At 62.4% G+C, this 1,695-nt stretch carries 1 protein-coding gene and 1 pseudogene; both read right to left on the bottom strand.

What is annotated here, in order from left to right; translation table 11 throughout:
* Positions 1–775: IS701 family transposase (locus CKO28_RS27720; protein ID WP_200344769.1), on the bottom strand; the 775-nt coding region annotated here is incomplete at its 3' end.
* 110 nt (positions 776–885) lie between these two features.
* Positions 886–1,655: pseudogene (locus tag CKO28_RS27725) on the bottom strand (IS5 family transposase).
* Between the last annotated feature and the right edge of the window lie 40 nt (positions 1,656–1,695).

Genomic DNA, 1,695 nt, shown 5'->3' on the forward strand with positions numbered 1-1,695 from the left:
GGCGCGTCGGCTTACGCCCGCGGCCGGACCACGCCGGAACCGCCGGCTCGGTTCCCGGCGGCCAGACCACGATGTTGCCCTGGACGCCGACGACGTAGGTCAGCCCCAGCTCCGTGAGCGCATCTCGAAAGGAACTGGTGTTGCCATACCCGGCGTCGGCAAGCAGCACGCCCTTGGGCACGCCGTCGGCCACGGCCGCCCGGATTTGCGCGAGCGCAATTTCCTGTTTCGTCTGGAACGTGACCTTGGCGGGCACCTTGGCCACGTTGCGTCGTTCGGTATCGCTCGCCCAGATCTCGGGAAGATAAAGCCGCCAAGCGATCGGCAGCGAGGCGTTGGACGTAGCGACCGACAGCGACACCGCGACCTGGCAGTTGTCCTGCTTGCCGAGTTCACCGCAGTACTGCCGGGCCACGCCCACCGAATGCGGGCCTTGCTTGGGAAAGCCGGTGTCGTCGATGATCCAGGAAGCCACCGGTTCGGACGCCGTCATGACCGGCAGGACCTCACGGCGGACGGTTCGCAGGAGCGCGTCGGCCTCCCAGCTCGACTGGCCGACGAAGTGCAACAGCGCCTGGTGTTCGGCCGCCGTGCGGTCCGGGCGCAGCCGCGCCGCCATGGGCTCGACCGACTTGCGCTCGCCGGGCAGAAGCAGCCCGACGCAGTAGCGCCGGAACGGCTCGATCCGGTCTCTGTGCCGAAGACAAGCGGCCAGACTGTCCATATAACGCGTGAAGCGCTCAGCCTGCGGCCCATCCATCCACTGGAGATCCATCGACACCCCCACATCCAGATTGAATCTCCGAATTTACCACAGCATGTGGGGGTCGCGACAAAAATCGTCCGATATCTTGTGACTCAGTAAGACTAGGGTGTGGACTCAAATCATAGGAACCATGTGCGCATCGCGATCAGCGCCACGGTAGCTTCGAAGGTTACTTTCAGCTTGTCGAAGCGCATAGCGAAGCGTCTGTAATCTTTCATTCGATTGAAAGCACGTTCGATCAGGTTCCGTTCACGATAGAGATCGGAGTTTTCTTCGGGTTTTTGACCGTCTTCTCCACGCTTTGGAATGACCGGGGTCAAGTCTTGATCGCGCAGCCACGCCCGTAACTCCTGGCTATCGTAGCCTTTGTCGGCGATCAGGGCCGTACAGTCCAGCGGAGCCTCGTTTATCAGGTCCCAGACGCCCATCATGTCGTGGCGCTGGCCGGCAGTCAGGAGGAACCGGCGCAGTCGGCCGTGCTCGTCGCAGACACCGTGACATTTGGTCGTGCGACCGCCCCGTGAGGTTCCGATCGCCTGGGCTTCATCCCGTTCGCTTGCGGAGAGTCCCCCTTTTCTGCGCCGGCTGCCGCCCTGTGCGCCGGGATCATCGTGGTATCGATCATCTCAACGCTGCTGGGGTGCTGCTGTTGGAGCGCCTCGAAAATCCGCTGCCAAATCCCTTGCTTCGCCCATCGCCGAAACCGGTTGTAAACGGTGGTATGCGGACCGTAGCGGCTGGGAAGGTCCTTCCACGGAATGCCGCTGCGCAAGACGTAGAATATCCCGTTCAAAACTCGCCGATCGTCGGCGCGCTTTCCACCCTGCCGGGTCGGTGGAAGCTGAGGTTCGATGACGCCCCACTCACGATCCGACAAGTCGAACCGCATGGTATATTCACTCCCTCTCTTGCCACTCACGACCCAAGAC

Source organism: Rhodovibrio sodomensis (assembly GCF_016583645.1).
Classification (GTDB): domain Bacteria; phylum Pseudomonadota; class Alphaproteobacteria; order Kiloniellales; family Rhodovibrionaceae; genus Rhodovibrio; species Rhodovibrio sodomensis.